Annotated in this window: 24 protein-coding genes and 3 pseudogenes; 17 read left to right on the forward strand and 10 right to left on the reverse strand. The window is 33.7% G+C overall.

The annotated features are described in order from the left end of the window. Positions 1–102: 102 nt before the first annotated feature. A complete protein-coding gene (locus tag BM211_RS11440; protein ID WP_090997277.1) occupies positions 103–990 on the forward strand; it encodes a phosphotransferase family protein in 888 nt (295 codons plus the stop codon). Positions 991–1,075: 85 nt separating this feature from the next. Here the strand turns inward: BM211_RS11440 and BM211_RS11445 are convergent, their stop codons facing one another. Beyond that, on the reverse strand, positions 1,076–1,528 hold the full coding sequence (locus tag BM211_RS11445; RefSeq protein ID WP_090997281.1) for an NUDIX hydrolase: 453 nt from the start codon (positions 1,526–1,528) through the stop codon (positions 1,076–1,078). Between the two features lie 145 nt (positions 1,529–1,673). On the opposite strand from BM211_RS11445, the gene BM211_RS11450 reads away from it, so the two are divergent. Then, positions 1,674–2,144, forward strand: coding sequence for a GNAT family N-acetyltransferase (locus tag BM211_RS11450; RefSeq protein ID WP_035433982.1), 471 nt, complete (start codon positions 1,674–1,676; stop codon positions 2,142–2,144). Positions 2,145–2,308: 164 nt separating this feature from the next. After that, entirely contained in the window at positions 2,309–2,773 is a 465-nt protein-coding gene (locus tag BM211_RS11455) for an NUDIX hydrolase (RefSeq protein WP_035433981.1), read from the forward strand. Positions 2,774–2,872: 99 nt separating this feature from the next. On the opposite strand, the gene BM211_RS11460 is transcribed toward BM211_RS11455, so the two are convergent. The 6 genes from BM211_RS11460 to BM211_RS27515 form a co-directional block, all read right to left on the reverse strand. Next, the gene (locus tag BM211_RS11460; protein WP_035433979.1) at positions 2,873–4,075 is read right to left on the reverse strand and encodes an MFS transporter; all 1,203 of its coding nucleotides are present in this window, start codon (positions 4,073–4,075) and stop codon (positions 2,873–2,875) included. Positions 4,076–4,185: 110 nt separating this feature from the next. Further along, positions 4,186–4,614, reverse strand: a complete 429-nt coding sequence (locus BM211_RS11465; protein WP_371261870.1) for a MarR family winged helix-turn-helix transcriptional regulator — start codon at positions 4,612–4,614, stop codon at positions 4,186–4,188. A 686-nt stretch (positions 4,615–5,300) separates the two neighbouring features. Further along, the gene (locus BM211_RS11470; RefSeq protein WP_090997284.1) at positions 5,301–6,404 is read right to left on the reverse strand and encodes a DUF4018 domain-containing protein; all 1,104 of its coding nucleotides are present in this window, start codon (positions 6,402–6,404) and stop codon (positions 5,301–5,303) included. Then, positions 6,379–7,542, reverse strand: a complete 1,164-nt coding sequence (locus BM211_RS11475; protein ID WP_090997286.1) for a DUF58 domain-containing protein — start codon at positions 7,540–7,542, stop codon at positions 6,379–6,381. The genes BM211_RS11470 and BM211_RS11475 overlap by 26 nt, the downstream gene beginning before the upstream one ends. Next, a complete protein-coding gene (locus BM211_RS11480; protein WP_035433971.1) occupies positions 7,539–8,468 on the reverse strand; it encodes an AAA family ATPase in 930 nt (309 codons plus the stop codon). The genes BM211_RS11475 and BM211_RS11480 overlap by 4 nt, the downstream gene beginning before the upstream one ends. A 126-nt stretch (positions 8,469–8,594) precedes the next feature. Continuing rightward, positions 8,595–8,981, reverse strand: a complete 387-nt coding sequence (locus BM211_RS27515) for a PH domain-containing protein (RefSeq protein WP_090997289.1) — start codon at positions 8,979–8,981, stop codon at positions 8,595–8,597. A gap of 64 nt (positions 8,982–9,045) precedes the next feature. Here BM211_RS27515 and BM211_RS11490 point away from each other — a divergent pair, with 64 nt between their 5' ends. Then, positions 9,046–9,516 (forward strand): NUDIX hydrolase, encoded by a 471-nt coding sequence (locus BM211_RS11490; protein WP_090997292.1) that lies wholly within the window; start codon positions 9,046–9,048, stop codon positions 9,514–9,516. 261 nt (positions 9,517–9,777) lie between these two features. Then, entirely contained in the window at positions 9,778–10,233 is a 456-nt protein-coding gene (locus tag BM211_RS11495) for a GNAT family N-acetyltransferase (RefSeq protein WP_035433964.1), read from the forward strand. A 99-nt stretch (positions 10,234–10,332) separates the two neighbouring features. Here the strand turns inward: BM211_RS11495 and BM211_RS11500 are convergent, their stop codons facing one another. Next, a complete protein-coding gene (locus tag BM211_RS11500; protein ID WP_035433962.1) occupies positions 10,333–10,578 on the reverse strand; it encodes a hypothetical protein in 246 nt (81 codons plus the stop codon). Between the two features lie 121 nt (positions 10,579–10,699). On the opposite strand from BM211_RS11500, the gene BM211_RS11505 reads away from it, so the two are divergent. The 4 genes from BM211_RS11505 (at position 10,700) to BM211_RS11525 (ending at position 13,838) form a co-directional block, all read left to right on the forward strand. Beyond that, on the forward strand, positions 10,700–11,083 hold the full coding sequence (locus tag BM211_RS11505; RefSeq protein WP_090997294.1) for a VOC family protein: 384 nt from the start codon (positions 10,700–10,702) through the stop codon (positions 11,081–11,083). Positions 11,084–11,096: 13 nt separating this feature from the next. Further along, positions 11,097–11,666 carry a GNAT family N-acetyltransferase gene (locus tag BM211_RS11510; RefSeq protein ID WP_090997297.1) on the forward strand — a complete coding sequence of 190 codons (570 nt, stop codon included), beginning with the start codon at positions 11,097–11,099 and terminating at the stop codon, positions 11,664–11,666. Between the two features lie 714 nt (positions 11,667–12,380). Continuing rightward, positions 12,381–13,142, forward strand: a complete 762-nt coding sequence (locus tag BM211_RS11520; protein ID WP_090997299.1) for a glycosyltransferase family 2 protein — start codon at positions 12,381–12,383, stop codon at positions 13,140–13,142. 198 nt (positions 13,143–13,340) lie between these two features. After that, on the forward strand, positions 13,341–13,838 hold the full coding sequence (locus BM211_RS11525) for a DUF6241 domain-containing protein (RefSeq protein WP_090997301.1): 498 nt from the start codon (positions 13,341–13,343) through the stop codon (positions 13,836–13,838). A gap of 130 nt (positions 13,839–13,968) precedes the next feature. Here the strand turns inward: BM211_RS11525 and BM211_RS11530 are convergent, their stop codons facing one another. Further along, a complete protein-coding gene (locus tag BM211_RS11530) occupies positions 13,969–14,427 on the reverse strand; it encodes a VOC family protein (protein ID WP_090997304.1) in 459 nt (152 codons plus the stop codon). 776 nt (positions 14,428–15,203) lie between these two features. Here BM211_RS11530 and BM211_RS11535 point away from each other — a divergent pair. From BM211_RS11535 to BM211_RS11550, 3 genes are all read left to right on the forward strand, one after another. After that, positions 15,204–15,743 (forward strand): STM3941 family protein, encoded by a 540-nt coding sequence (locus BM211_RS11535; protein WP_090997307.1) that lies wholly within the window; start codon positions 15,204–15,206, stop codon positions 15,741–15,743. 395 nt (positions 15,744–16,138) lie between these two features. Then, a complete protein-coding gene (locus BM211_RS11545) occupies positions 16,139–16,477 on the forward strand; it encodes a hypothetical protein (RefSeq protein WP_177206924.1) in 339 nt (112 codons plus the stop codon). A gap of 161 nt (positions 16,478–16,638) precedes the next feature. After that, on the forward strand, positions 16,639–16,878 hold the full coding sequence (locus BM211_RS11550; protein WP_256217081.1) for a DUF4030 domain-containing protein: 240 nt from the start codon (positions 16,639–16,641) through the stop codon (positions 16,876–16,878). 501 nt (positions 16,879–17,379) lie between these two features. Here the strand turns inward: BM211_RS11550 and BM211_RS11555 are convergent. Next, positions 17,380–17,931 (reverse strand): annotated as a pseudogene (locus BM211_RS11555) (dihydrofolate reductase family protein). A gap of 396 nt (positions 17,932–18,327) precedes the next feature. On the opposite strand from BM211_RS11555, the pseudogene BM211_RS11560 reads away from it, so the two are divergent. From BM211_RS11560 to BM211_RS27520, 5 genes and pseudogenes are all read left to right on the forward strand, one after another. Beyond that, a pseudogene (locus BM211_RS11560) lies at positions 18,328–19,646 on the forward strand (DUF4158 domain-containing protein); the annotation flags it as partial. Positions 19,647–19,763: 117 nt separating this feature from the next. Beyond that, entirely contained in the window at positions 19,764–20,153 is a 390-nt protein-coding gene (locus BM211_RS11565; RefSeq protein WP_090997342.1) for a hypothetical protein, read from the forward strand. Positions 20,154–20,620: 467 nt separating this feature from the next. Continuing rightward, entirely contained in the window at positions 20,621–21,418 is a 798-nt protein-coding gene (locus BM211_RS11570) for a phosphotransferase (protein WP_090997310.1), read from the forward strand. 528 nt (positions 21,419–21,946) lie between these two features. Continuing rightward, a complete protein-coding gene (locus BM211_RS11575; RefSeq protein ID WP_177206925.1) occupies positions 21,947–22,444 on the forward strand; it encodes an ACT domain-containing protein in 498 nt (165 codons plus the stop codon). 684 nt (positions 22,445–23,128) lie between these two features. Next, positions 23,129–23,199: pseudogene (locus BM211_RS27520) on the forward strand (hypothetical protein); the annotation flags it as partial.

Genomic DNA, 23,199 nt, shown 5'->3' on the forward strand with positions numbered 1-23,199 from the left:
TTGTTGAGCCTTGTATTTTGTATTAAATCAAAGAAAATATTTCGGGGGAATTATTAATATAAGATTTTTAGATAATAACAAAAAATGAAAGGATGGTGTGAATTGAATAAGTTGCCAGCATTGGTTCAGCGATTTATCAAAGATAATTATGGAGAGCCGAAAATGATAGTTGAGCTAAGTGGTGTGAATAAAGAAAGAGGCGCATCTTGCTTACGCCTTTTGTTTGAAAAGCGCTCTGTTATAGTTGAAAAAACTATATATAAGAGAGAATATGATGTTTATAATCATTTAACGTCGTTTTTTCATAGTAAAAAGATTTATATTCCTAATACATATTACACGTATGAAGAAGAAAAAGGTTATTGGTTTGTAATTGAAGATATACCACTGCCATTTCCTAATACTAGATGGAAAGGTGATACAGAGCAAATAAAGTATTTATTTACTTTGCATTTCAATACCTGGAATCAAAACTTAAACATAAATGAACCATTCATCTTTCAATGGAGGAAGAATTTAGATAACAAAGCATTAAAATTACTACCATTGAATTTAAAAGCAGTAATTGAGGGTTTACGTATTGTATCTAAAGATATATTCGCTAAATTATGTTGTATATCCGGTGATCCTAATCCTACAAATTGGGGAATAAGAAATAATAATCAATTAGTTTTATTCGATTGGGAACGTATAGGATATGGGTCCCCTGCTATTGATCTTGCTATTATAATCCCTGGCTTAGGAACAGTTGATAAATCATTAGAAACTAGTATTGCCAACACATACATTAACTTTTGGAAAGCTACTTCAGTATCTTTTCCATATTCAGTTTCAGAATTAACACAGCAAATTACAATAGCTAAAATATGGAGTGCATTAGATTTTATAGTTAATAATGCAGATACATTAGAAAAACAAACACTTGAGCTTATAGTCAAACAGTTAAGTGATAAATTAGAATACGAACATGCGACTTTGCAGAAGATGTAACAAATTTAAGTAACGGATTTTATGTAAATAAAAATTAAACTTCTTTTTTGGGGAATAAAAGGGTGATCATTCTAAGAAAAAGTAATTATTTTTGTTTGCATAATAAAATCGCTTGCCTCACAGCCCATTGTTGATGATCATGAACAAGCAACTGCTGTGCTTCAGAAGAAGATACCCAATGCAGGATATAGTCATCTTCTTGAGGGGTATGCTTTTCTTGTGTTTTGTTACATATGTAAAAATACCCATCATTTAAATAGTAAACGCCTTCTTTTTCAGCATAAAAGTAACGCTCAGCATTTCCAACATACTGCTGCACTTCAATTGCCCAGCCTAATTCTTCTAATAGTTCACGATGTAAGCAGCTTTCTTTTGTTTCACCATTTTCTATTCCACCGCCAGGTAAAAAGTAACGTATTCCTTTTTGGATAACGGCTATTTTAGTAGTATTTTCATTAAAAATAATTGCATAAGAACTTGGGCGTAAGATGTATTCTATATGCTGCTTCTTCTCGCCAAAAGAAGGTTTTATTTGCATATTTTTCACCTAATTTCATTTGTTTTAATTGAATTATCTCATATGATGATAGGAATCTGCAAAAATGAATTTTTAAGTTAAAAAGGAAAATGCATCTCAATATCTAATAACATAAATATCAATGGAAAAAGAGAGGGTATGACAAATGCACGTTAGGAAAATTAGACCTGAGGATTATACTACAATTCATTCTGTTATAAATGACTGGTGGGGCGGGAGACCGATGGCAGATATGCTGCCAAAGCTCTTTTTTGTTCATTTTCAAGAAACTAGCTTTATTGTTGAAATAGACAATGAAATCGCTGGCTTTTTATGTGGCTTTTTCTCGCAAACTTTTAAAGATGAAGCGTATGTTCATTTTATCGGTGTGAATCCGAAATTTAGAAGACAAGGGATTGCATCAGCACTGTATTCTTCTTTTTTTGATGCAGTTCGTTCCAATGGTCGTCACGTTGTAAAAGCAATAACATCTCCGGTTAACAAAAAATCTATTCAATTTCATCGTGAGATCGGATTTGAGATTGAAGGGGGAGATGATGAAATAGATGGAGTGTCTGTACATACAAACTATGATGGAAAAGGCGGAAGTCGAGTGTTATTTATAAAGTATATGTGAATTACGATAAATTAAGGGTAATTTCCATAGTTTTAGTAAATGGAGGTTTTTAAAAGAATTAAGTAATATCAGAAGATTTAATAAAATACTAGAAGATTAGCCACAAATTTCTTAAAATGAAATTTGTGGCTTTTGATTTGTAAGTTAAGTATGGGGGGATAGAGATGGATATTGTTTTTACAGAAAACGGAAAGCGATTCAATTATCGCGTAGCAGCCGTTTGTATTGAAAATGGTCAGGTTCTTCTTCATCGCGGGAAGGGAGATAATTTTTGGTGTTTACCTGGCGGACGAGTTCAGATGCTTGAAAGTAGTGAGTCTGCTCTGAAAAGGGAGCTTCAAGAAGAATTAGAAGCGAATGCAAATGTAAAACGATTAATATGGGTTGTGGAGAAGTTTTTTACTTATGATAATCATGAGTTTCATGAAATTGGCTTTTACTATGAAACGCATTTAAAAGATGGTTCCATTCCAAAAACAGGTTCTTTTATAAGAGAAGATGCTGGGAGACAATTTGAATTTCAGTGGGCATCAATAGAAGAATTACATCTGTTTAATACACAACCGGCCTTTTTAAAAACAAAGCTCAAACATTTACCTGAGTGTGTAGAACATATTGTGACAACGTAAAGAAATAGGGAAATGTATGATAAAAAAGAGGATATAAAGGTATCCTCTTTTTTACGTGATGGAGTGAATCAGTACATATTAAAAGTAGCGGAAATCTCCTTATTTCACTTCAACTATTGGTGAATTTTCATGCTTAACGAGACAAGCTGCAAGTAAGCCTAGACCGAGTATGGCTGCAAGTAGAATAAACGTCGTAGTGAAACTGAAAGCTTTCATAAATGTAAAAGAGATAATTGGACCAAAACTTGTTCCAGCAAATAAAATGACTGTGTACATTGATATTGCAATACTACGAGCTTTACCTCCTAATTGACCAATAAGAGAAACTAAAGAAGGTACGGAGAGTGCAATACCACTTACAAAGACAATACTCATTACTGTTAAAAAGAATATGTTTGTAAGAAAGCCCATCGAAGCTAGGGCGAAAATGGAGAGAAGTAGCGCCCACCGAAGTACAAACAGAACGCTAAAACGTTTTGCTAATTTACCTGCTAGTGGAGACAATATCATTCCTAGGACCCCGAATGAACGAATATAAAGAAGTTCGTGATTGTTCATTTGGAAAGGTAGATTAGTTAAATACTGTCCTAAGGTGGTGTACATACTAACAAAAGACATGAGTAGAACAAACGCTATTACGTAACTAAATATTAGATTTTTATTAGTAAAGACAGTGCCGAGTTGCTTCATTGGCTCCCAAATATTTTTCTTTTGATTATGACTTATACTTGTTGGTAGTAACCAGAACACTATTGATGCAGTAAGAATATAAACTGCAGAAAGGGAGTAAAAAACAAATTGCCAATGAAATTGTTGGCTTACGTAAGCACTAAACACTTGACCGACGATTCCGGCAACGAGGAATCCTGTACTAATAAAACCAACAGCACCAACCTTTCTTTCGTTAGGGAATACTTCTAGTGTGTACGCTAACGCTACTGGTGAAAATGTTGCAGCAGCTAAACCTTGTAGACCCCTTAATACAACAATATATGAGAAAGAATGAACCATTCCAAGCAGTAATGAAATGACACTTAAAGAAATTAATCCAATGCATATAATGTTTTTGCGGCCATATTTTTCAGAAATCGCACCGTAAATAAAACATCCACTAGCAAAACCTATTGAAAATATACTAGAAGTTGTAGCTGCTTGCGATAGAGAAACATGAAAATTATCACTAAACATGGTAATGAGTGGGATACTTACATATAAACTGGACATAACAACCATCCCAGTCCAGCATAATATGAGTGTCATAAGATTATAGTTGTGCTGTTTTTCAAAATCGATCGCGATCATAAAATCACCTTCACCTTTATTTTAATTATATTAACTTATAGTTAGGTAACCTAATTAAATGGCTAAAAAAGAGCTACTATCGCTTTGGATAGGTAGCTGTTAATTGTTATTTATCGCCCAACTCCAAGTCGTACTTGCATATTTTCATTTAATTTCTTGATGATTTTCTCAAATACTTGGCGCTCAGTAGGATCTAATTCATCAAAAATAGAGGCACAAACGGACCAATAAGTTGGCAATACTTTTTCAACAAACGTACGGCCTTCTTCGGTAATACTGACATGGATTTTTCTACGATCAAACGAGCTGGGTTTTCGTGTAACAAGGTTTCTTTTTTCCAACCAATCAATCATAGAAGTTGCAGATGCCCGCCTAATTCCTAAACGTTCAGCTATTGCTGAAGGAGTTATCACTTTGTTATCATGCAGAGTTATTAAGATTAGCAAATCAAGTTTGCTTTCTGTAATCCCGAAGTGAGCTAACTCTTGATCCATTACATCTAAGATATTATCGCTTAACCATAACATGATTAAGCCCATAGAGGCATCATTACGGTTTGTGCTTGATGATGCAGAGTGATTAATAAGGTCTAAATAAGGGTGAATACCCAATTTTGGTAAGGTATCATCTGAATATGTTCCTTTTCCGTTCTTACGCATTTTCTTTATGTCTACTCCCTTTAATTAGATTATCTAACTATAATCTATTCTAACTACAAGAAAGGAATTACGCAAGAGGAATTGTAGGAAAATTTATTCTTTTTTTAGTGGCTGTTATTTTAGAAGGAGAAAGATAATAAAGTTCAACTAATAATCAGTGGGGGTTTTCTTCATCCCCACTGATTATTAGTTGAACTAATCGGGCTTTTACGGGCAGTTTATCTCCCACCTAACTTCTTAAGAAAAGCGGAAGCGGCTCGTCCCGACAGAGAGGCGCTTTTGGCCTCGTCCGAGGGGGCGAAACGACCGGAGATTCTAGCCGCTAGAGCTGGACTTTGCTTTCGCCGAATTTTGAGGTGGGAGTATTACTGCCCGCGAATAGCGGGATAAATTAGAGCATGTTTTAATTAAATCTTAATTTCTAAATTTAGACAGCGATAAGCAAAAAAATAATGATGGTAGTTTTCACTTAATAAAATAAAGGAGAGCACATGTTGTAAATGACTAATGCATACTCTCCTTTATTTTTTACATTGTTTTCATGGAGGTCTTGAAAGCTTTTTATATTATTTTTTCTTATTAACTACCTTTTTGTAGTTATATAATGTATGCGCTTCTGTTTTGAATTGCTGAAGAAGAGTGCTATCTTCTTTCTCTCCATACCTGGCAGTACTATATGCTTCTATAATAATGTTGGACTGAATATATATGTCTTCTTCAGTGCGAAGTCGTTCCATCCATTGTTCCACTGTCTCACCACGTCGCCGATTGAATGGCGGTTTTAATTTTTTTTCGAGTTTAAAAATTTCTTTGCGAATTGCATTGTTAGGTGGTCGTAACTTTCGGTTTCGCTTTTGTATACTTTCTTGTTCTGGGCCAACAATGATAGGTTCATAGGCAGACATACGCCCCAATTTGAATTCATGACGCCTTTTATATAGTTTCCGAATCACATATATCGCAACAATTACAATAATCAAAGAGGTAAGACATTGGATAATGAATGGATCATATTCTTTAGTTGGACCCGGTGGAGGCTCCAATTTACCTTGCGTTAAATTAGTATTTAAAGAATGGTCTGTCTGATTCTGTTCAGATGTTAAGAATAATGGGTTTAAAATATATCCTACTCCTAAAGCAATCCATTGAATAGCATAAGCGATACCAGCTCGGACATAAGGGAATAAAGGAATGATCAAAAAACTAATAACCCCAATAGTTGTAACTGACAATAGTCGCATTACTTGTTGGTTTCGATTAAAACTTGTCATCCATAATGTTAGGAGTGTATGCAAAATGAGTAATCCTATTTCCCATATGGATGGAAACTGCATATGGAGAAGAAAGGAACAAAAAAACCATAGAAATGCCCCTAATAATTTATGAAATGGTGAGACATTATCTTTTGCATACACAAGAAAAAAGAAAAACGGTAATAATACGCAACTTATTGAAGAAAATAACGCCATAGAATAGCAAACAATGATTTGTAGAATGAATAGTGCTACAAACCATGTTTTTTTATTTTGTCCAATCTTTACTATAGGTAGTAAACAAATATGACCAGCTAGCAAAAATAAAACAATATGTACAATTTCTCCTTTTTCGGTTAATAAAGAAAGAAGGAGAAGAAGTATAAAATCATTAACGTACCGAAGCCATGTATTCAAGCTGTTCCACCACTCCTTCATCATGAACAATATATGTTGGTTGCATTGTATGAGGGATATTGTTTTTAGAAACGCCAAGGAAAAACATCGTAGACGACCTCACTCTTTTTCGCATCATATAATGCAGAAAATTCTCTCTCGGCAGTAATGTACTATCTTCTGAAATACGCGCAAGTTCTTCAAGTGCTTTTGCATAATGCATAGGACCTTCATTTAACATTAAGTGCAGCGGTCCATCTTCTGCTAAAATGCTAATAAATAACTCAAAAGGAATTTTTCTTTCTGTTGCAATTTGACAAATGTATGTCGCATAGGAAATCAAATCTTCTATATTTTCTTTCCATCCAATTCCTCGATCTGAGGCAAGACAGATACAAATTGTCCAGCTATAATTTTTTACTGCTTCATATTGCTTAGCTTGTAAACTTTGCATTTTCGCTGATGCTTTCCAATGAATGGAACGAAATGATTCCCTTTCATACTGTTTTACTCCGACAATTGACGTTTCGTCATGAAAATAAGAAAAATTTGTTCTGTATGAGCCTAGTAATAGTTGCTGTATTTCTTGTAATCCCGCAACTTGCTTTGGAGTAGGATAGACAATAATTTCTGTTTTTAATTTATGTATAACGGGTAAATGAACTTGAATGATGTTAAAGGGATCACCAATGATGCATTCAAACTGTTCAATTTGGAAAACGCCTCGTCTTGTCGCTGTGAACGTTAAATCCCATATGTTCTGTGAGCGAGCAAGTTGTGAAAATGGGAAAGAGAAGAGCGTTTTTGATATTTGTTCTAGACCATCGTTTGGCTGCATAACGAGCGATGGATTTACATGAAAAAAACATTTTCCATTCACTAGCGGTAATTTTGCTTCATTTTGTAACGAAACGGATAGTTGTCCATTTTCTTCAGGAAACAATCTTGTTCTTTGTTTCTTATTGATTATTTGAAAGTGCTTTTCTATGTAATTGACGTATCGATAAATAAAAAAAGAAAATAGATAATAAAACAGCATCAAATATACGATATATGACTGCGGTAAATAAAATGTGAACAACAGTGTAATCGGGATCGTTAATTTAATGATATGACTTTGAAAGAGTAACGGGATCGTGACGAGACGTTGTCCATTCATGCTTGCTCAATCTCCACCGGTACATCCACCTCTTTTAAAATTGCTTCTATAATTTCATGTTTTGTTGTACGAAGAGCACCTTCCATAGATAAAATAATACGATGCTTCCAAATGTAAGGAAGTAGAACTTGTATGTCTTCTGGTGTACAAAATTCACGATTACGTAAAAAGGCAAGAGCTTGAACTGCCCTCACTAAAGCGAGTGTTCCGCGCGGACTAATTCCATTTGCAATAAAATCATGATTACGAGTTGCGTTAGCAAGTTTGATAATGTAGCTTTCAATAGGTTCTGAAACATGAACATCCTTAACTTTATTTTGTACGTGGATTATATCTTCTAGTGAGATGACTGGATGAAGTTCATCTAACGGTTTGTTTTTTCGGAAACGTCGCATCATTTGAAGTTCTTCTTCCGGAGTAGGGTAGCCAATCGAAACAGTCATTAAAAAACGATCAAGCTGAGCATCTGGAAGTGGAAATGTTCCTTGTGATTCAATTGGATTTTGCGTTGCGATTACGAAAAACGGCTTTGGAAGAGGTGTGGATTGCTTTTCAAGTGTTACTTGTCTTTCTTCCATTGCTTCTAATAAACTCGATTGTGTACGAGGCATCGCACGGTTTATTTCATCAGCTAATAATAAATTTGTCATAACAGGACCAAGACGCAGTTCAAATTCACTCGTTTTCGGATTAAAGTATTCAATCCCCGTTACATCACTCGGTAAAACATCAGGTGTGAACTGTACACGTGAAAATTCCCCGCCAATACTTTTCGCAATGGTTTTTGCCAACAATGTTTTTCCTGTTCCAGGCACATCCTCTAATAAGACGTGTCCATCAGCTAATAAAGAAACTAAAAGGAGATCAATTATATTTTCTTTTCCAACAAAAACAGAAGAGATATTTTCTTTTAATTTATGTATCATTTGTTTCTTCCTTTCTAGTACAATCTTTTTGAATATTTTAACAAATCTTTCTAAAAATTAAAACTATTTCTCGTTATACTGCAATGTAGACCATCTTTTAATGAAGGAATATAAAAATGAGAAGCCCTAGGATAAAGAGTTACTTGTAATTTGTTTTTGTATTATGGAACAAAGTTGTTTTCTTACATTTTTATCATAAATATCTCGAAATTGTACCCATTCATCGTTGTAGTAAATTGTGATGTGAGAGCTGAAGAAATAAGGGTGCTCTTTTACTTCCTTGACATTTTCGTAAATGTATTCTTCATATCGCATAGGATTATAGTTGTCTTTTTCTTTATATATAAACAGCAGCCTTTTATTTGTTGTTAGTATTACTCCCGGTACAGAAGGTCCTTTATGTAGAAATAAAGATAGAGAACATGGTGTGTGATAAAGGATCGTTTCATCTGCATGGAGTAGGTTTTTTACTGTATCTCGTAATGTTGATATTGTATTCAGTCCTTTCTGTATATTATGATTATATCATGTGTATTGGTACGATTTAGAAAAAAGTAATGAATAACAGGAGGGAATCATGACTGAAAAACAAGATTATATTCATTTCATCCGAGAGAAAGTAGGGTCTGAACTGATTTTTCTTAATTTTGCAGGTGGTATTATTTGTAACGAGGAAGGCGAAGTGCTTCTGCAAAAACGAGGGGATAGAAATGCGTGGGGGTTTCCTGGTGGCGCCATGGAACTTGGTGAATCTGCTGAGGAGACAGCCATTCGTGAAATATATGAAGAAACAGGGATAAAGGTAACAGTTGAACACTTAATTGGTGTGTATACGAAATATTTCGATGAATATCCAAATGGAGATCAAGCGCAGACGATTGTGGTCGTTTTTCAATGCAAACCGGTAGGCGGGTCGTTAAAAGCAGATGGCAAAGAAACGTTAGAGCTTAAGTATTTTCCAGTTGATGAATTTCCACCACTCTTTGTGAAACAGCATGAAGACGCTTGGGAAGATTGGTTAACAAATAAAAAGGGATGCTTTAGATAATATACCGATAAAGAAAAACTCTTAATCAACAACTATAGCTTACATATTGTACAATCAAATATATATTATAGTCATGTATTGAAAACGAGGGAAATTATGGTATACTATAAAAGTCTGATTAATAGATAATTCAGATAACTACTGTTAAGGAGGCGTTCATAATGACAAATAAAACTATTTTAATCACTAATAATAACAAGGGGATTACGCTTAATTAACAAAAAAAATTAGCGTATCCCGACATTTGAAAGGGGAAAATGTATGGATACATTAAACGTAAAAATTGTAGAGTTGAATGCAGAGAATTGGTATGATTGCTGTGAATTAGAAGTTTCGAAAGAACAAAAAAATTATATTGAATCGAATGCTATTTCAATAGCCCAATCAAAATTTGAACCATCATTAAAAACTTATGCTATTTATGTTGAAGAAAACGTAGTGGGTTTTTTAATGTTTAACTCTGTAAAAGAAGAACTTGATGGTTATTGGATATATAGAATAATGATTGATAAGGATTTCCAAGGTAAAGGAATAGGAAAAACTGCCACTCAATTAATGATTTTAGAAATGGAAAAATTACCGAATGCACAAAAAATCGTTGTAGGTTATCACCCTGAAAATAAGGGAGCTCACAATTTATATTCAAGTATGGGGTTTGTTGACAATGGCGATAGATTTGGAAAAGAGATGGCTGTTGTAAAATATATTAATCAGTAAATTGAAACTTCCATAATTAGAGATTTTACGGTCTATGAATTGCGGGATAAGATAATTAAAGAGCTTGGGGGAAATCTCCAAGCTCTTTTCTGTGGGAAATTAAAAAGCTTGATTTTGTGCGGGTTTAATAAATTGCTCTGGATTTTCAATTAATCCGCACGTAGCACATTGTACACGATATGTAGGACCTTGGTAGGCCATATGAAATGCACTCATATTTTCGTTTGTATATTCTTCTTCAATTTGGCCAGTTTGTGGATCTAATTTTACCGGTTTTACTGTTTGTTCAATAATGTTGAATCGTGTGCGATTTGTTTTGCAACTTGGACAAAGCATTGGTTCCATTTTAACACACCTCCATTGTTAGCATTTGATGATATGGCGAAGTTTATTCACAAGGGAAAATTTCTGGAAAGGATTTTCGCATTTTTTGTCAAAATAGTAAGAATGTAAAGGAGAGAAGAATGTGAAACTTCAAATGAAATACATAATTTTGTACGCACAGCAATATGAGGAATGTATTCGTTTTTATCGTGATATATTACAGCTGCCGATAAAAGGTGAACACGGTACATATGTTGAATTTGATACAGGTTCTACCATTTTAGCAATCAATAGTAGAGATGATGTTCGAGAGTTAACTGGATTACCAATTCCCAAGACGTTATCACAATCATCTACATTTGAAATCGGATTTGTGGCCGACGATGTTATGGAAACAATACATAACTTAAAAAAACAAGGAGTGACGGTGTTAGTAGAGCCTGTTACAAAACCATGGGGACAAACTGTTTCTTACGTTTGTGATCCTGATGGAAATTATATTGAAATTTGCAGTTCAATAAACTAAAGGTGGGAACAAAATGAGGGGATTTCCTAGTTTAGAAACAAATCGTCTGCATTTAAGAGAATTAACATTAGTCGATGCAGATGCAATGTTTCGTTATTTTGCAAAAGAACCTGTCATTCGATATTTTGGAATGGATTCGTTTCAAAATGTGGAAGAAGTAAAAAACGTTATCAAAAACTTTAGGAGCAGATATGAAGAAGGATCTGCATTTCGCTGGGGAATTGTCTTAAAAGGTACAGATCAACTCATTGGAACGTGCGGTTTTCATTTAATTAATAATAAACATAAACGAGCTGAAATTGGTTATGAACTAGATGAAACATATTGGGGAAAAGGGTATGCGACAGAAGCACTGCAAGCTATTCTTACATACGGGTTTGAAACACTTTATTTTGAGAGAATTTCAGCAGTTGTATACCCAGAAAATGAATCATCCCGAAATTTATTACAAAAAGCAGGCTTTACGGAAGAAGGATTGCTTCGAAAATATATGATTCAAAATGATGTTACACATGATGCAATTATGTATTCATTATTGAAGGAAGAATGGGCAACATTACTTCAAAGTACGATGAATGCGTAAAAATGAAAAGAGACAATCTGAAACCTGAACTGCACCCTATAAAATGGACAGTTTAATAAAAAATTTATAAAGAAAAACAAAAAAGCCTTAGATATTATCTAAAGCTTTTTTTGCTAGTATTTCTTTTTAATCAATCTAAAGTCTAAATATATAAATGTTAAAAGAAAAATGAAAATTCCTCAAACTAAATGCATTACTCAATAAAGTGAAACTTTAATCAGTGGGGGTTTTTTTCATCTCCCACTGATTATTAGTTGAACCAATCGGGCTTTTACGGGCAGTTTATCTCCCACCTAACTTCTTAAGAAAAGCGGAAACGGCTCGTTCAGAATCGCAGGACGCCCACGCCCCTGACAGAGAGGCGCTTTTTGCCTCGTCCGAGGGGGCGAAACGGCCGGAGATTCTAGCCGCTAGAGCTGGACAATGCTTTCACCAAATTTTGAGGTGGGAGTATTACTGCCCACGAATAGCGGGATAAATCAATCCCTTTCATTATTATAAAAGGGGTGTTGTGATAATGAAGTAAGGTTAGGTAATTGAGCTTGAATCTGGTTTCTATAGTAAAAATGGTATTAATAACTCTATTATTTTTTAAATACTCCAAAGTAAACTTTTAAATAATAGTTTACCTTCAGTTTCTATAATACAACCTAATAAACGTTAATATATGTTATGTATAGTAGATATTTACTTTATAAAATAAGGGGGAATATTATGATTGAAACAAACGAATCTTCAGGAGTCAATTTTAAAAAAGATGTGAAGTTTTCTATTATAATCCCTGCACACAATGAAGAAAAGTACATTAGAAAATTTTTGGATTCAATTGCAAAGGCATCAGAGGCATATAAAGATCAAACTGAAGTCATAGTTGTTTTAAATCGTTGCACAGATAACACAGAAGAAATAGCAAGGTCTTATAACTGTATTACATTAAAAAATAACGATAAAAACTTATCCAAAATTCGAAATGCAGGGGCCCAAATAGCTAGTGGAGAAATAATCATTACTATAGACGCTGATACCCAAATGACAGAGTCTATGTTGTCTAATGTAGATAAATATTTAGCTTCAGGTAAATACATTGGTGGTGGGGTAACTGGGAAGTTTGAAAGAATATCTTTAGGAATATTCGTTTCCGCAATATTAATAATAATCCCCTTACTCTTTAAGTATGGAGCTATATCTGTAGGGATTTTTTGGTGCTATAGAAAAGACTTTATGGCAATCAACGGATTTAATGAAAACATGCTTATGGCAGAAGATGCAGATTTCGCTAAACGGTTAAAAGAATGGGGAAAGCAAAATAATAAGAAATTCGGTACAATTAAAAATGGAATGATAACTTCATGCAGAAGATTTGATAAATATGGAGACTGGGCTTTACTTAAAAATCCAAAAATAATCTTAGCCTATCTAAATGGAATTGATAAAAAATACGCAGATAAAACATATTATGATAACCAAGAAAGATAACGGTGAAGATTCCTAAACAAATCATCATCAAATGAACTAGTGAAACAAGATAAATAAAATTTAACAAAACGAAAAGAATCTTATTTATTTAGGATTCTTTTCGTTTTGTTGAATGTAAACTTTTACATAAAAGATTACTTCCATTTTATAAAAGTTATATCTTAAACGGCTCGATTCGATAACAAGGAGGGGAACGAATTGAAAAAGTTGACAAAACTACTATCGATTATAGGAATTTCTACAATGATCGGTATTGGTGCAGGGGCTGCGATTGCTTTATCTTTCGATGATGGTAGCGAGGGGATGATAAAAGCGGTTAAAGGTGAAGAAATCAAGGCAGGAGTCGATTCTGATAAACATATAGTTGATGTAATGCACAAAATGACTCATCAAAAAGTAATATCAAAAGAAAAGCAAGGTTTTATAAAAATGACTACCGAGAATATTGAAAAAGTACGAAATGTTGTCAATGGCAGTACTCCACTGAGCTTAAAACACGAGGGTAAATATAGAGAGATTTTATATCGTTGGGCAAATAAAGATTGCTCTCAAGTGGTAGAGGATCATAATTATATGCTTGAGCAAATAGACGACAGCAATGACGGTAAAGCGGAAAGAATAGCAACTCCAGAAGAAGAACAAAGTTTCCTCATAGAACAAGCGAAAAAAGAGCGGGAAAATGAGGGTGATAATTAAAATAGGTTATCGTCCCCATGCCCATCAAGCTAAGATAAATTTGTATCTATATAATCAAAAAAACGCTATTCTTTTTGTAGAAATATACAGAAAGAATAACGTTTTTTTCGTTTTATAGATACAATTTCATTCATTTTTCTTCGTGTTCCGCATTCCATTCACTTAAATAGGATGCATATTCTAATTCATCTGGATTTTCATGTAACATAGAAATAAATTCTAATTTATTTCCATCATAATCTAGAAAGTATACACTTGCAGCGGGCATCCATCTTTGGACAATTGGCTCTTGATTTCCTTTCCCTTGACTTCCTACTACTTCTATTCCACGCTCCTCTAACCACAATTTAGAAGTCTTTAAAAACTCCAAATCTACACCAAAAGCAAAATGTTTCGGCTCAAAGTCTTCAATATTATGTACTTCCCATAGTCCAAGCATTTGTTTTTTATTTTCTCCTACCCAAAAGAATGCCACTCTTCTTTTGGATAGTTTTCTTGCTAATGCTAACCCTAGTTTATTTTGATAGAAATCTATTGCCTTTTCTAAATTTCTTACATGTAAATGAGTTTCGTATATGTTCTGTATCATTATGCTTATTCCTTTCTTTATTGGTAACTACTAGTTGAGTAGTTACTGTAATTCTAAATTTGAAATATGTATAATCCTAGTAATGTACATCCATATCCGATATACCTATTTACTATTATATCGAAATTGAAATATGATAAATCCAACTGAGGTAGCAAGTTCAAATGAAAATTCTACTACTTTTGTAGGAGAAATCTCCATTAAATTCAGATAAAATCATATTTAAATAATGAAAAAGTGCTATTCTTTTGGTAAGAATATAAAGAAAGGATGGCATTTTTTACTTTTGGGGGTAGTTACTGTTCTTAAGTTGATGGGCATGGGATGAGACCCCAAGATTAAAAGTATTTAGAGATAAGGAAACTATATCAACTTCATTTGTACATAACTGGTTTCTTTATTTAAAGAGATAAACAAAGTAGGTGATGAGTGTTTTCATGGTATGATGTATAGGTACCAATTTTTGAACAAGGAATTTTTTATGAAAAAACATATTGAAGCATTGATTGACAAGTATTAATTAACACATATGAATGAAGATTTAAAACATCGCCGCTTTGAGAATGTGTGTTGTATGTTGCAATCCTGTTAGGCGAAATAAATCATCTATATAAAGTGAAATTCCCGTCAGTTGGGGTCTTACTGTCCGTTAATGCGGGATAAATTGAAAAACCACATAAAATTTTCTTTTTAGATAGGATAGGCATTGTGCTTTTGGTTCTGCATAGCGATATGTTGGAAAATCAAAGTGGATTTATATTAGTGGGGAGAATCGTATGGGGAAATATTATATTTATGAATCAAAGCTAAAAGTAGTCGGATTATTTTTTTTGATTTTGGTAATTGAAGCGATGTTTCTCTTTTTTGTTACGTATGCATTTTTATCTGAGGAGCCTAATTTTATAGTTGGATTTTTATTTGGAGCTCTTGCATTAGTTGTACTAATTGCTCTTTGGAAGGTTATTCAAAAAATGATAGCAAGAAAACCAGCCGTCATTTTAGAGCCAGAATATATTACAATTATTAATAATCCAAAATATCCTGTAAAAATTGCTTTGGAGGATGTATACGGTGTTTTACCTTATACAATCCAAGGGCAAAGGTATTTAGGAATTGTGATGGAAGATGATGTTGAAGAGCGATATATCTCCTCTATACCATCAAAAGGACAACGGCTGTATCGAGTTAATAAACGTGCTGGATTTATACCATTTAATATTCATATGAATTTATTGAAAATCGATGGAGAAGCATTACTTGCGAAGTTAGAAGAGTATGATATAAGCTTTTTAATTCCTGAAGATGAAGCGAAATAATATAACAGAAGAATTGATTTAGGTATAAGGAAAAAAGAACATCTCGATGAAAAGAGATGTTCTTTTTTCCTTATTTTGTTCTGCCGTCTGCTCTATTGATGGGCATGGGATAATGACGGCAAAACACGGATTTTATACGCTAAGGATATGCAGGATTTCATGCAGGCTACGAGAACGGTTTAAACTACCCAATGCTGTCGTGTCGGGGATGTATGAAATCCTACATACAGCGGAGGGAACAGAAAGCTGTCAAACTTTTGGTATGAATGGACTTCTGAGATTTGGTTACTGCTGATAATGAGACGTTATGTTAACCGAGCGTGAATATCCTATTCATCCAAATTTGCACAAAGTTGTCTTTGCTGATGGTACAATTAGAGTGATGGAGGGATATTATGGATTTCATTGGGTATTTTAAATATTATGGACCACTTATTGTATTTTATGGAAAACTGTTTCTTATTATCGGCACTGCAATATTCGTAATTATCAAGGCTGATTCACCAAAAATTAAGGCTAAAAATCTATCATTCGTAATGATCGGCTTAGGGATAAATATACTTGCAAGTCCATTCGCACTTTTTATAGGTGCAATGACAACAGACCCTCCAGATAGTACTGAACTTGATTTTTGGGGAGTATTTTTCTTTATTCAGGGAATACCGCTCCTCATACTACTTCTAGCTTTGATATGGTGGTTTATCCGCAAGGGCAAAGAAAAAATCGACACATAGAATTTTAAAATGACTTCCGCTAACGACAATTATGTCAATTAAAGGTATATTAGGATGTAATTTTTTTGAAAACTATACACGGCTATTCTGTAATATTAAAGATAAGTAATAGTATATAGGTTTTTTAAAACCAACATCTTATCTATAATGTTGCAAGACTTATTCAAAGAAAAAGGTATAACGGATTTACAATTCAACTTGCCACTAGAAACGAGAACCAACCTGTTACGCTAGGTATTCATACACATCTAAACAGTTCAGATGCGGAAGCGCATGCGTATGCAAAAAAAGTCGAGCAGGATATAAAGGGAGTTCTTAGTGAAGAGAAACTGAAAAAGTTGGTGAAATCCGATTCTTACACAATTGTAGTATACAATCAAGATAACCAAATACTGAATTGACACAACAAAAAATAGACTGGCTATTCCTTCACCAGTCTATTTTATATCTCTATTCAGTTCGTTACCTCACATTACCCGTAATATACTTGTCCCTCATTAAGGTATATCGTTCCTCCGTCATAATTTTTAAGTTTCAGTTGGTAATAATCCTCGTAACCTGCTAAATGATGTCCAATAGGAATTTGCATACCCCCATCAAATGCGCCCCAAATACGGGTTTCCCCCATATATTCACTGTAATTATGCACTGAAACCGCTAACTATTGTGGAGTTACAATAAAGTCATTTAATTTTAATTCTTCAAACACATAAAACACCGCTCAAAAACAGAACGGTGTAATAAAAATAGATGTTTGATTTTCTTTATCCAATATACTTTTTCTTAAAATAAGTAACAATAAAGTCTTTTAATAAGTTAAGTATTCTTCCGCAATAGTGGAACAATTGGATAAAATTTTATTTTTTAAAATTAATTTTAAAAAGTAGTTCTCCATGATAATTCTAAATATAAATAATATTGTAAGTAGATTTGATAACTCCATTAGAATACTGTTTCATGTCCAATAACTTTAATTTAAGACATGGTTTTACGCTACCAAATAGAGAAATACCTTCACCGACTATAATTGGATTAACCTTTAATACTAATCGATCAATAAGTTTATGTTTAAGCAACGACCCAGCCAATTCTCCACCTCCGCGCAACCAAATTTTACCATCTTATTGTTTTTTGAGGTTCTTAATAAACCCTATAGCATCTCCTTTAATAAGTTCAACTTCCTCGTTTGCCTCGAACTGTATGGAGTTTGAAAATATGTAATGTTTTATGCCCTTATATCCAGGTTCACCAGGTTTAGCCCCAAATTGAAATCCAAACTCATATGTTTTTCTCCCCATCAACACGGCATCGTATTCCTGAATATCTGCTAAAAAGTCTGGGACATGCTCCCCTTCAAATAAAAAGAGAGAATTATTAATTTTTCCTTCTATCATACCTTGATCCGCAATAAAATTATCCAGTGAAACCGCAACATGATAAATCAATTCAGCCATTCAGTCATTCCTCCAAGATAATGAATTGCCTAATTAATTCTAGGAAACCAGCTTAATTTCCTTTATGTGTTAATTAAACTACTCAGTTAAATGAATAAACTTTATTTTGTTAATTGAATACCATCATTGACATTTTTAAATAACTTTATTGTAAATGTAACGACTTTTTTGGAAATTCAACAATTTTATTATCATTTTACAACTATATCATTCTGGGAAAATTGTACGCTAAGGACTACAAAACCTTGCCCTTACAGTATTTTTAAAGATAAAAAACATGTTCAGAAAGATAAAAATCTAAGTTTAATTGAACATTGATTTATTTATACACTTTATGAACATGATTATAGTCAGAAAGCGTTGATATTATTGAGTTTTATCCTCTGTTCATAAACATATGAATTACCTGAACATATAAGTGATCGCGATGCGATCCGTTATTATACATTATCAGATGAAGAATTAAAGATTATTCACCAACAGCGTGGTGCTGCAAACCGTTTGGGCTTTGCGATCCAAATCGCTTATTTACGTTTTCCAGGACGTCCTTTAGCATCCGGTGAAAAAATCCCAGAGTATCTCGTACAGATTATTGCTAATCAGATTGGCATTGTACCTTCTGCTATACATAACTATGCGCAAGGTCGTGATGTAACCAGGCGAGAACATCTTAGTAAAATCCGAAAAGAATTTCATTTTCGTTCTTTTACAATCCGAGAATATCGGGAATTAGCACAATAGCTTCTTCCGACTGCGCTTGGAACTGACAAAGGTTATCTGCTAGTAGAGGCCCTTATTATAGAAATGCGCAAACGAAAGATTATTTTACCTGCTATGTATGCAGTGGAACATTTAGCATGGGCAGTTCGTGAGAGAGTACAAAGACGAACATTCAAGCAACTAGTTCAAGGTCTTTCTCCCCATCAGGAGAGACAATTAGATCAATTGCTCTATGTAAGTCAACCAGGGAAACAATCCGATTTATCCTGGCTTCGACAACCACCTGGTGTTGTTTCTATTAAAAATTTTCATGAACTAATGGATCGATTGGAATATATCCAAAGACTAGCTTTACCATTAGATAATGGACGAGAAATACATCAAAATCGACTATTACAAATGGCACGTGAAGGATCACGTTATTCTACCCAGCATCTCTCTCGTTTTCACACCTTAAAACGACATGCCACCTTAATGGCATTTCTCATTCATATCTATGCGTTTTTAACAGATCAGGGTCTACATATGAGTGAGAAATTAATTGGAAGAATTTTAATCGTGGCGAGAAAATACATAAAGAAAGTTTTCAAAAGGATGGAAAAGCCATTAATGAAAAAGTACGACTGTATGCAAGAGTAGGAAAAGCGTTAATCGAAGCAAAAGAAGAGAATTTAGACCCGTTTGAATCCTTACAATCTATCATTTCGTGGGAACAGTTTATTCAAACCGTGGAACAAGCGGAAGAATTAGCAAGACTAGTAGAATTTGATTACCTTGATTTATTAGATAATTATTATGGTCAATTGCGTAAATTTGCACCACGGTTACTCAAAACATATGTTTTTCAAGCATCTCATGCGAGTCAGTCTCTTTTACAAGCTATTGAATTATTAAGAGAAGCTAACGATTTGAAGAAACGAAAAATTCCTGAAATAGCTCCTACGAATTTTATCAAACAGAAATGGACAAAACATATATTTAAAGAAGATGGCATTGTGGCGGGATCCCTAAAAGTACATATACACTTTGTTTGTTTTTACATATAATGGTATAATTCTAAGGAGTTCACAGTGAGTGATCTATGTTCTACACTAACGGATTGGGGTGATCTTATGAAAAAGATAATTGGATTAAGTTTTATTCTATTTGCTGGTATCACGTTATCCGGATGTTCAGCTATAACAGAAAATTCTGTGGAAAAAACTGGAGACGGAAGTATTGAATTATTAACACCAACGATTACAACAAAAGATAATCAATTAGAATTTATGACTGAGGGAATTGATGAAAATAAAGTGACCTTTATTTTTGTTGCCAATAAAAAAGTATTTGAACAAAAAATAAAAAATGGTGAATCCTACAAACTTAACATTAAAGGTATCAAAGATGCTCATAGGACGGACTACAAGCCAAAAGTTCAACTTTTGCAAACTAAAGATGATACTGAAAATGGAGACATGGTAAACTTTAAACAAGTTAGATATACAGTTGAAAAAGATTAGTTTTATAGTTATTTAATTTCAATTTGGTTGCAGTTCGAATGTTTAATAGCTTTGGTTCACCAGAAGGTTACGATTATGTATCTAATGTTAGGTCATTTGGCGATACTGTTATGAGCGGTCTGTTTTGATTTTTTTAACTAAATAGCAAAAAAATTTAAAAACTTTATACAAAAGTCTTTTTTAAGTTGGCAATCCCTGGTAATATCTAATTTAGAGATGTAAAGAAAGGGGAATCTGTACAGATGTGGAATACCTTGAAATGATTATTTAATTGGATAGAGACAGTGGCGGTCTTTGATTCTTAAGGATGCGTTTATTTGTCTATCTTAAATCATTCAAGGGATACATGGTGTGGACAATTAAATTCCCATTGCCTAGCAGATACCTTTGTATATCTGCTTTTATTTATGGGTAAAAATACATCTCTATTGACACAATCATAGAGTCCCTAAATTGGGGGAATTTTAATGAAAAGTCAGTACGAAAAAGAAGAAGCACTAACAGGAGGGAATGTCTCCAGTGTATATCGTTTTGGAAATACGGTTCGACGAGAATTAAAGCCTGATAGTGTTAAAATTCATACGTTGCTAAAACACCTTGAAAACAAAGGCTTAAATAGTGTGCCAAAGTTTCTAGGTATTGATGAAAAAGGGAGAGAAATCTTATCCTTTATCAAAGGAGAAGCTGGAAACTATCCGTTAAAAAAATATATGTGGTCGGATGAGGCTTTAAAAGAGATCGCAAAAATGCTTCGTCTCTATCATGATGCGGTGAGTGATTTTCCAATGGAAGAACGTTGGCAACCCATTGATAACACCCCGGAGCCATATGAGGTGATGTGCCATAATGATTTTGCCATCTATAACATTATTTTTAATCACGAAAAACCAGTAGGTGTGATTGATTTTGATTTGGCTGCTCCTGGTCCAAGACTTTGGGATATCGCTTATACGCTTTACACTTGTGTTCCTTTAAGTAGGCGTTATCATACGGAAGAAGGCGAAGCTATTTATTATGATTCGTTAAAAGATGCTGAGCGAATCAAACAAAGAGTTAAACTGTTTTTTGATTCCTATGGTATGGAGGGAATAGAAAAAGGGTTTTTAGAAATGGTATTGCTACGGGTAGAAGGATTATGTAAAACCATACAAAGGAAAGCTAAAGAAGGCGATATGGCGTTTCAAAAAATGATCGACGAAGGACATTATGATCATTATCAAGAGGAACTTCGATTCATTCGTGAACACGGAAAAGAGTGGATTTAAGAGAAAAGTCTTGGTGAATTAACGGAGTGTAAGCATGAAAAAAGGGACCATCTTTTGATGGTCTCTATTTAATCGACTTATTTTATATCGGAATTTGCTTAATATATGTTAAAACAAATATTGTAAATGAATATAATCTAAAACGTTGAAATATTGCTGTTTTGGTAATTTGTTTTTGGTTTAGCTTTTTTTATAAAAAATCTATTTATAAAGCGGAATGTAAAGCACCACTCAAGATCACCAAAAACGGTCATCTTCGGTTGATACATCCTTTGGCGTAAGAAAATTACAGTTTCACATTCTAATAAATGTCATAGCGTGTAATTTTTACGTTTTGTCGGCGAGACCTCAGTTACACTGACTTATAGGACTGTCCTATTATTTATGTTATGTTTAGTAATTGAAAAATATAAATTTTGGATTTGTTGAGCTGTTCTTTTGATTTAAAATGAGAAGTAATGTCCTGAAAAATATAAAGAGTATAATGGTTGAAGAAATGAATGGTTTTAAAGATGGGAGATTATGACTATGAGTGAAATATTTAAAACAAATATTTTTTGTAGTTCACCAATAAATCAAATAAAGGTAAAGAAAAAAGAAATAGATACTATGTTCCCAATGCCGATATTTGATCAGATTGTTAAAGAAAAAATTAAGGTTGATTTTGTACACATATCTGTAGAGGAAGTCTTATTTTCTGTAGAGAATGAAAAATTAGCAAAGGCAATTACAATTATCGAACAGTTAGACTATATTCCTGAAATCAATCCAGGGTGTATTAAGGTAACCATAGAAGGCGAAGCTGAATTTTCTGGGGTGCCAGGAATCGTAGCACAAGTCAGTTCTGCTTTATGGAAACAAGGTGTGCAAATCTTACAAGCAGCTGATAGTTATAAGACGATTTGGGTTCTGATAAAAGAAGAAGATAGAAAAGTAGCAGTGGATGCATTATGGGAAGCTTTCAATGAATTGAACAGATTTTGTAGGGAAATAAATAAAGATAAACTAAGTGCTGTGCCGTGTTAAAAGATATTACTGTGAATTTGAAATAAAGTCACGATGTTCATAAAAAAGTTGCAATACTTTACCTTTCATGCCCATCAACTTAAGAATTTATAACGTCCCAAAAACAGGGGAGCAAACTACCTCAAAAAAACAAAGGGAAACTGTTTAATGCTCTTTGTTTCAATTTGTTAGAATGTTGTAAAATATATATACGATTACCAGTACAATGAGAACCAACATACATCCAGGTCTCCCTATAAATGTACGGTCAAAAATGTCATTGGAGTCATCCTTCTGTCTATTATGCAAAATATTCCCTCCTTTTTTGGTATTTATCACCATGATATTAATCATAGAAAAAATTAACGAGCAAAAAGGTGGCCATGTTAATGATAAAGAGTGGAATAAGAATTGAAGACTATAATCCAGAATGGTCAATTATTTTTAAAGATTTAACATATTTCTAAAAGAATTCCCCTTCCTCAAGGAATGAGAAGGGTGAAGCCCAATGAGTAGGGAGGGGATGGATTTTGGTTGGCGTAAGCCAAAGGATTGAAAAAGGAATTTCCTCGAATCAGATAGAATGTATGTAAAGAATGATTTGGATCTCAAAGTTATCGTTTGCTGGCTGTGGGCGGTGCACCATTAGAAATGCTAAAACAATACATCGAAACATAAGGGCAAAACTAACGGGGGGTGATGACAATGTTGTTGAATCAAAAATATGAAATCTTCCCAACAGAAGCACAAAAAGAAGTGTTAGACCGTTGGTTGCA

The organism is Bacillus sp. 491mf, assembly GCF_900112415.1.
Lineage (GTDB): Bacteria > Bacillota > Bacilli > Bacillales > Bacillaceae_G > Bacillus_A.